The 8,357-nt window shown below is 60.3% G+C and carries 9 protein-coding genes; all 9 read right to left on the reverse strand.

Annotation, left to right across the window (positions count from 1 at the left end):
- Positions 1–135: 135 nt before the first annotated feature.
- Positions 136–1,104: a GTP 3',8-cyclase MoaA gene (locus tag B7L09_RS08835; RefSeq protein WP_094468496.1), complete on the reverse strand. Its 969-nt coding sequence runs from the start codon at positions 1,102–1,104 to the stop codon at positions 136–138.
- Positions 1,105–1,242: 138 nt separating this feature from the next.
- The gene (locus B7L09_RS08840) at positions 1,243–1,881 is read right to left on the reverse strand and encodes a TetR/AcrR family transcriptional regulator (protein ID WP_094468497.1); all 639 of its coding nucleotides are present in this window, start codon (positions 1,879–1,881) and stop codon (positions 1,243–1,245) included.
- A 342-nt stretch (positions 1,882–2,223) separates the two neighbouring features.
- Positions 2,224–3,009 (reverse strand): TatD family hydrolase, encoded by a 786-nt coding sequence (locus B7L09_RS08845; protein ID WP_094468498.1) that lies wholly within the window; start codon positions 3,007–3,009, stop codon positions 2,224–2,226.
- A gap of 14 nt (positions 3,010–3,023) precedes the next feature.
- Positions 3,024–3,380, reverse strand: a complete 357-nt coding sequence (locus B7L09_RS08850) for a PilZ domain-containing protein (RefSeq protein ID WP_094468499.1) — start codon at positions 3,378–3,380, stop codon at positions 3,024–3,026.
- 42 nt (positions 3,381–3,422) lie between these two features.
- Positions 3,423–4,409, reverse strand: coding sequence for a DNA polymerase III subunit delta' (locus B7L09_RS08855; RefSeq protein ID WP_094468500.1), 987 nt, complete (start codon positions 4,407–4,409; stop codon positions 3,423–3,425).
- The gene (gene tmk / locus B7L09_RS08860) at positions 4,402–5,034 is read right to left on the reverse strand and encodes a dTMP kinase (protein WP_010461848.1); all 633 of its coding nucleotides are present in this window, start codon (positions 5,032–5,034) and stop codon (positions 4,402–4,404) included. The genes B7L09_RS08855 and tmk overlap by 8 nt, the downstream gene beginning before the upstream one ends.
- Before the next feature lie 19 nt (positions 5,035–5,053).
- Positions 5,054–6,277: an endolytic transglycosylase MltG gene (gene mltG, locus B7L09_RS08865; protein ID WP_094468501.1), complete on the reverse strand. Its 1,224-nt coding sequence runs from the start codon at positions 6,275–6,277 to the stop codon at positions 5,054–5,056.
- A gap of 3 nt (positions 6,278–6,280) precedes the next feature.
- Positions 6,281–7,096: an aminodeoxychorismate lyase gene (gene pabC, locus B7L09_RS08870; protein WP_094468502.1), complete on the reverse strand. Its 816-nt coding sequence runs from the start codon at positions 7,094–7,096 to the stop codon at positions 6,281–6,283.
- Complete coding sequence (fabF, locus tag B7L09_RS08875; protein WP_094468503.1) at positions 7,096–8,340, reverse strand: beta-ketoacyl-ACP synthase II; 1,245 nt, start codon at positions 8,338–8,340, stop codon at positions 7,096–7,098. Before fabF ends, pabC begins: the two co-directional genes overlap by 1 nt.
- Between the last annotated feature and the right edge of the window lie 17 nt (positions 8,341–8,357).

The following is an 8,357-nucleotide window of genomic DNA, read 5'->3' on the forward strand; positions in this document are numbered from 1 at the left end:
CCTCCAAAAGCCGGTGACGGAAAACCGGCGAATGGCCATTGGATGCAGCTTCCGCGCCAGCTCGGCAAACATCTGCGTCTGACAGATTGCGTTCGCGGGCAAGCCACGCTCCCGCTTGCCCGCGATGGGGCCCGATCAGCCGCCAATAATCTTCATGACAGTCGCACCACCCGAAAACGCCACTTCCTGCTTGTCCCCCAAGGCTTTCACCAGAAGACGCTGCAACGCCGGCAACGCCTGATGGCGCGGCTTGTCCAACAGATCGCCGACGTAGTGACGGTTGCTCGACGACAGGCAGCCATGCAACCAGCCGGTGGATGACAGCCGCAACCGTGAGCAGGTCCGGCAGAAGGGAACACTTTCGTTGGCAATGACACCGAAATGCCCCTGCCCCGGAATTTCGTAGCGCACGGCAGTGGCGTCTACGGGCGCATCGGCTTGCAGGTATTCGTAGCGCTCGCCGATCAAGCTCAGCAACTGCTGAAGGCTGACGAACTGCTGCAGGAAGGCGTTGTTGTCGCTGGCCAGGTGCCCCATGCGCATCAGCTCGATGAAGCGCAATTCATAGCCGCGTTCCAGGCAGTAGTCGAGCAGCGGCATCACCTGGTCGAGGTTTTGCCCGCGCAGNGGCACCATGTTGACCTTGATTTTAAGGCCGGCGGCCTTGGCCTGATCCATACCGTCGAGCACGGTCGCCAGGTCGCCGCCACGGGCAATGCTGCGGAACGCGCTGGCATCCAGGGTATCGAGGGAAACGTTGATGCGCCGGATGCCGGCGTCCACCAGCAACGGCAGCTTTTTCGCCAGCAGTTGACCATTGGTGGTCAGGCTGATATCACTGAGCCCCATCCCGCCCACCGCGCCCATGAAGGCTTCCAGCTTGGGGCTGACCAGCGGCTCGCCGCCGGTGATGCGCAGGCGCTCGATGCCCGCCGCTTCGATCAGATAAGCCACGCCACGGGCCATGGCCTCGGCCGAGAGTTCGTCCTGGGCAGCCACCAACCGCTTGCCGTTAGGCACACAGTAGGTACATGCGTAATTGCAGGCTGAGGTCAGGCTGATCCGCAAATTGCGAAACCGCCTGCCTTGACGATCAACGATCATGGAGCACTCCGGCGAAAGGAATTTGAACGCGTAAAACTTGACTCACAAATCAAGTTTTAGCAAGTCCCATGCCTGAGTATATTCCTGAGGTACTGCGCCATATAGCGAAATCATGGCGCAATAAGGCAACTGAATGGTTCAGCTACTCGGAGTGTCGGTATCGCGCTTGCGCTTGTTGCCCATGCGCACGCCGATATCCATCAGGAACTGGAAGAAACCTTCCTGATCCTCCAGCACATTGCTCCAGAACGGCGAGTGGTACAGCGCAACCGCGCCGTGCACCAACGCCCAGGCAGCGCAGTAGTGGAAATAAGGCGGCACATCTTCAAGCTTGCCTTCACTGATGCGGCCCTTGATCAGCAAGGTCAGGCGTTCGAAGTTCGAGGCGCGGATCTTGTGCAGCTCCTCGACCATTTCCGGCACCTGATGGCCTTTGACCACCTTCTCTTCCAGCCGGTCGAACAGGCGGTAGCGCTGCGGATCACGCATGCGGAACTCGAAGTAGGCACGGGACAGGGCTTCCTTGTCCTTGTCCACGTCAGCCGAATGCAGCAGTTCGTTCAAGTCGCGCTCATAGTCGAGCATCAGGCGCAGGTAAATCTCGGCCTTGGATTTGAAGTGCTTGTAGATCGTGCCTTTGCCGATACCCACGGCATCCGCAATCATCTCGACGGTGACACTGTCTTCACCTTGTTCAAGGAATAACTTGAGTGCGGTGTCGAGAATTTCCTGCTCACGGCGGCGAAACTCACGGACCTTACGGGGTTCTTTATGCATAAGAAAAGGTCTGTAGGGGTCAAAATTCGAAGCCGCGTATTATGCCTAACTTGCGCCAAAATGCACGGATCATCCGACCATATCTGTGTTTCTTGATGATTTCACACAGGGTCGCCTGTTGATGAGAACACTTCCGAAGCGCCCGTATTCCAAAATTGTTTAAAAACCGCGGCCGGTAAACTGGACTCGGCGCAATACTGATCAATACTTGAACTGTCGACGGGACATCTCCCCCAAGTGTCGCGTCGATATAGGTACCAACGGACCGCGTGCCTTTGTTTTACTCCTAATGGTCTTAGCCCGGATTCACCCCCCAGAACCCGGGTTTTTTTTGCCTGCGATTCAGCCTTTCACATGCGCCAGCGGAAACAGACGCTTGAAGTTTTCAGTGGTCTGCTCGGCAAATCGCTCAAAAGACTCACCACGCAACATTGCCAGAAATTCCGCCACCTCGCGCACGTATTCCGGCAGGTTCGGCTTGCCGCGATGGGGGATCGGCGCCAGGTACGGCGAGTCGGTTTCCACCAGCAGGCGGTCNGCCGGCACTTTGCTGGCGACGTCACGCAGCGCATCGGCATTGCGAAAAGTGACAATGCCAGAGAGGGAAATGTAATAGCCCATGTCCAGCGCAGCCTTGGCCATGTCCCAGTCTTCGGTGAAACAGTGCAGCACGCCNGCCTGAGGCAACGCAGCTTCGAGCAGCAGGGTCAGCGTGTCGGCGCGGGCGCCGCGGGTGTGGACGATCACCGGTTTGCCGGTTTGCTGCGCGGCGTGCAGGTGCAGGCGAAACGAGGCCTGCTGCAACTCGGCCGCTTCCGGCTCGTAGTGATAATCCAGCCCGGTTTCACCGATGGCCACGACACGGGGGTGATTGAGCTCACGAAGCAACCAATCGAGCGCCGGCGCAGCACCCGGCTGTACATCCAGAGGATGCACACCCACTGAACAGTCGACGTCGTCATAACGTTCGGCCAGGGCTTTGACATCCGCGGCATTTTCGACGCTGACGCCGATACATAAAAAGTGCCCTACCCCGCGCTGCCGGGCCGCATCTAGTGCGGCATCCAGGGAGCCGTCGTGGGCGGCGAGGTCAAGACGATCGAGGTGACAATGGGAATCTACGAGCATAAAAGGGCTGCAACTTACATCGTATGAGTGGGACGGTCGGACTTCAGGGCTCCGGCCAGATGGGTTTCGATTCGACTGCGCGCGGTGTTGTCGCCGTCGTTGAATTGTACGCCGACCCCGGCAGCCCGATTGCCCTGCGCACCTTTGGGGGTAATCCAGGCAACCTTGCCGGCCACCGGAATCTTATCGACCTCATCCATCAGGTTCAGCAGCATGAACACCTCATCGCCCAACTTGTAGCTCTTGTTGGTCGGGATAAACAGGCCACCGTTCTTGATGAACGGCATGTAGGCCGCGTAAAGCACGGACTTGTCCTTGATGGTCAGGGACAAAATGCCGTTGCGCGGCCCCGGGTTGACGCCTTCATTCATGCTGACCTCCATTGCTGATGATCAGAGTCTAGGCACAGACGATCACTTCTGGGTAGGCAAGGATGCCCATTGCACCAGCAGCGCCTCCAGCAACAAGGCCGGATTGAGGTTGGCTTTGCTCATGACCTTCTGACGCTGGGCGAGAATCCAGTCCTGGATACTCAAGACCTTATCCTGAGCGGTTTTCTGCGCCAGGTATTGAATGACCTTGCGCATGTCCGCCAATCCCAACCCTGCTTCATCCTGGGTCAACTGNTAGCGCAGGATCAGGCTCGACCAGTCGCAGAACCAGTCGAACAACAGCAACTGCGGGACGGTTTTCCATTCTTCGGCCAATTGCGTCGGCGATTGCTGCTGCTTGAGCAGCTTCTTCACGCCTTCGACCACCAGCGCTCGCTGTTCGCGCACGCCCTGGGCCTGCAACTTGACCGCCGCCAGCGGAGAGCCGGCCGCCAGGGTCAGCAGTTCGACACGCTCTTCTTCCGAGCTGTCCGGCAGGGCCTTGGCCAGCCAGGCAAGACTCATCACTTCGCTCGGCAGCGGGCAGGCCTGCTGCACGCAGCGGCTCTTGATGGTCGGCAACAAACGGCTGGTCTGATGGCTGACCAACAGCAAAACGGTGTCGCCGGACGGTTCCTCAAGACTTTTGAGCAAGGCGTTGGCGGCGTTGATGTTCATCGCTTCCACCGGCTCGATCAGGACCACCTTGCGCCCGCCCATCTGCGCGGTCTGCACCACAAAGCTGACCAGGTCACGCACCTGGTCGACCTTGATCGCCTTGTCGGCTTCCTCGGGTTCCAGCAAATAGTTATCGGGGTGGCTTCCGGCCTTGAGCAACAGGCAGGATTTGCACTCGCCGCAGGCTTCCAGATTGACCGGNCGCTGGCACAGCAAACTGGCCATCAACCGTTCCGCCAGCGCCCGCTTGCCGATCCCGGCCGGGCCATGCAGCAGATAGGCGTGCGCATGTTGCTTGCGACCGGCCAATTGCTGCCAGAGGCTGTCCTGCCACGGATAGGCTTCAGCCACGGGCCAACTCCAGCAGGCGTGGCAGCAAGGCGTCCAGCGACTGCTGAACCTGCGCCAGCGGCTGAGCGGCATCGACCCGTACATAACGCGCAGGGTCAGCTTCAGCGCGCTTGAGGAACGCACTGCGCACGGCATCGAAAAAGGTTCGGCCTTCGAGTTCAAAACGATCCAGGCGACCGCGAGCGCTGGCGCGGGCCAGACCCACTTCCACCGGCAGATCAAAGATCAGCGTCAGGTCCGGGCGCAAATCGCCCTGCACAAAGGTTTCCAGGGCCGCGATACGCTCCAGCGACAATCCGCGACCGCCGCCCTGATAGGCGTAGGTCGAATCGGTAAAACGATCACACAAGACCACCGCGCCACGGGCCAGCGCCGGGCGAATCACCTCGGCCAGATGCTGGGCACGGGCAGCAAACACCAGCAGCAGCTCGGTGTCCGGGTTCATGACTTCATCAACCGGCGCCAACAGCACTTCGCGGATCCGCTCGGCCAAAGGCGTACCACCCGGCTCGCGGGTCAACACCACCTCGATACCGGCGGCGCGCAGGCGCTCGGCCAGGTATTCGCGGTTGGTGCTTTTGCCGGCGCCTTCCGGGCCTTCCAGGGTAATAAACAAGCCAGTCACAGGCAGTCCTTAGTCAGAGTCATTGCGGGCTTTGCGGGGCCGGCGCGTCCGGCTCGGGCACGGGCGTCGGAGCAGGTACAGCGGAGGGTTCTTGCGGCGCGCCTTGTGGCGCTACTTCTGGCAAAGCGTCGGGATCGGGATTGGGCGAAGCGGCCGGAATCGGCGCTTCGGCATCCGGTGTGTCGGCACTCGGGGTTTCTGGTGCCGAGACCGGTGCCGGGCTGGACCGGTAATCGGCACGACGCTTGAGCTGGAACTCGCGCACCGCATTATTGTGGGCATCCAGATCATCGGAGAACACGTGGCTGCCGTCACCGCGAGCGACAAAGTAGAGGCTGTTGCCCGCCACCGGGTTCAACGCGGCATGGATCGCTTCGCGGCCGACCATGGCAATCGGGGTCGGCGGCAGGCCCGAAATCATATAGGTGTTGTACGGCGTGGCTTCCTTGAGGTGGGCACGGGTCAACTTGCCGCTGTAGCGTTCGCCCAGGCCATAGATAACCGTCGGATCGGTCTGCAACAGCATGCCGATCNNCATGCGTCGCACAAACACGCCGGCAATCTGCCCCCGTTCCTGGGGCACACCGGTTTCCTTTTCCACCAGCGAGGCCATGATCAGCGCCTGATAGGGTTCGGTGTACGGCGCATCCGCAGCGCGCTGCTCCCATTCCTTGGCAAGGACTTCGTCGAGGCGATCGTAGGCTTTTTTCAGCAAATCGACGTCGGTCATGCCCCGCACGAAACGGTAAGTGTCGGGGAAGAATCGGCCCTCGGGAAAGATCCCGGTGTGGCCGAGCCTGGTCATCACGTCGCTATCGCTCAAGCCGTTCAGGGTCTGCTCGAGTTTTTCATCCTTGGCCAATGCCGCCCGGACCTGATGAAAATTCCAGCCTTCGACCAGGGTCAGGCTGTACTGAACGATGTCCCCACGCTTCCACAGGTCGATCAACCCTTCGACGGTCATGCCGGGCTGCATGCGGTATTCGCCCTTGTGCAAGGGTTGTCCGGCCAGATTGAAACGCCAATACACGCGCAACCAGAAAGCGTCCTTGATGACGCCATCGGCTTCGAGTCGATAGAAGGTGCGGGTCGGCGTGGTGCCTTTGGGCACTTCCAGCAGTTCTTCCTGGGTGATGTTCAGCGGCTGATTCAGCGCCGTATGAATCTTCCAGGCGGAGGCGCCCAGACACAGCCCTGCCAGAACCAATCCGGTTTCCAGCAGCAGCAAGAATTTACGTCTCACGTATCAAGCATCCAGTAGCGCACGGGCAATGGTTTGGAGTTTACGGGTGAGCGGCCCAACCGACCAGCTCAGCGCAGCATAGGCGCGCACCGGCCAAACGCCATACACGCTGTTGCAGACAAAGACTTCATCGGCCCATTGCAGCTGATCCAGGCTGATGTCAGTGATTTGCGTGGGGATCCCCAATGACTCGGCTTGAAACAATAATTCGGCGCGCATGACGCCGGCAACGCCGCAGCGCTTCAAATCGGCCGTGATCAGCACGCCATCGCGGATCAGGAACAGGTTGCTGAACACACCTTCGATCACGCGTCCCGCCAAATCGAGCATCAAGCCTTCAGCATGCTCGGTGTCCTGCCATTCGGAACGGGCGATGACCTGCTCCAGACGATTAAGGTGCTTGAGGCCGGCAAGCAGAGGCTGCCTGGACAATCGTGTCGCACACGGGAACAGGCGAACGCCCTGTTCGCCATTTACGGCCGGATAAGCAGCGGGAGGATTGCCTTGCAGAATGCGTCGGGCCTGAGCCGAGGGGTCGGGCGCGTAGCCGCGCAGACTGTCGCCGCGGGTGATGATGAGCTTGAGCACGCCCTCACCCAGTGCGCGGGCATAGGCCAGCAGCTCACTGCGGATCAGCTCGTGATCAGCATTGATCGCCAGGCGTGAACAACCATCGGCCAGACGCACCAGATGTCGATCCAGCAGCAACGGCTGTCCGCCACGCACGGCAATGGTCTCGAACAGACCATCACCGTAAGCCAGGCCGCGATCTTTCAGGGGCACGCTGTCCGCTGGCTGACCGTCGACCCAGCTGTGCATCACTCAGCGAACCGGCGGAACACCAGGGAACCGTTGGTGCCACCAAAACCGAACGAGTTGGAAATCACCACATCGATATCCATGTTGCGCGCGGTGTGCGGCACGAAATCGAGATCGCAGCCTTCGTCCGGCTCATCGAGGTTGATGGTCGGCGGCGCCACCTGANCNTTGATCGCCATCACGCTGAAGATCGCCTCGACCGCGCCCGCCGCACCCAACAGGTGGCCGGTCATGGACTTGGTGGAGCTGACCGCCAGCTTGTACGCGTGCTCGCCGAACACCGACTTGATGGCTTCGGCTTCCGCCAAATCGCCGGTCGGGGTCGAGGTGCCGTGGGCGTTGATGTACTGCACCTGGTCAGGGTTGACCTTCGCGTCGCGCAGGGCATTGGTGATGCAACGTGCGGCACCGGCGCCATCGGCCGGAGGCGAAGTCATGTGATAGGCATCGCCACTGGTGCCGAAACCAATCAGCTCGGCGTAGATCGTGGCACCACGCGCTTTGGCGTGCTCCAGCTCTTCCAGTACCAGCGCACCGGCACCGTCGGACAGTACAAANCCATCACGGCCCTTGTCCCATGGACGGCTGGCACGGGTTGGCTCGTCGTTGCGGGTCGACAGCGCACGGGAAGCACCGAAGCCACCCATGCCCAGACCGCAAGCCGCCATCTCGGCGCCACCGGCGATCATCACGTCGGCTTCGTCATAGGCAATGTTGCGTGCGGCCATGCCGATGCAGTGCGTGCCTGTGGTGCAAGCCGTGGCGATGGCGTAGTTAGGTCCCTGTGCGCCCAAGTGGATCGACAGGAAACCGGAAATCATATTGATGATCGAGCCCGGCACGAAGAACGGTGAAATTCGACGGGGGCCGGAATCGTGCAAGGTGCGGCTGGTTTCTTCGATATTGGTCAAACCACCAATACCCGAACCCATGGCCACGCCGATGCGCTCACGGTTGGCGTCGGTTACTTCCAGGCCGGCATTACGCACCGCCTGAAAACCGGCTGCCAGGCCGTATTGAATGAACAGGTCGAGCTTGCGGGNTTCCTTGATCGACAGATATTCCTCGACATTGAAGCCCTTTACCGAGCCGCCAAAACGGGTGGAATAGGCAGAAAGGTCCGTGTGTTCGATCAGACCAATACCACTGTGGCCAGCAAGAATGCCCTGCCAACTGCTCGGCACATCCGTACCCAGTGGCGACAACATACCCATACCGGTGACTACGACGCGTCTACGCGACACAGCACTCTCCTTTTTCA

The organism is Pseudomonas mandelii (assembly GCF_002251635.1).
Taxonomy (GTDB): domain Bacteria; phylum Pseudomonadota; class Gammaproteobacteria; order Pseudomonadales; family Pseudomonadaceae; genus Aquipseudomonas; species Aquipseudomonas mandelii_B.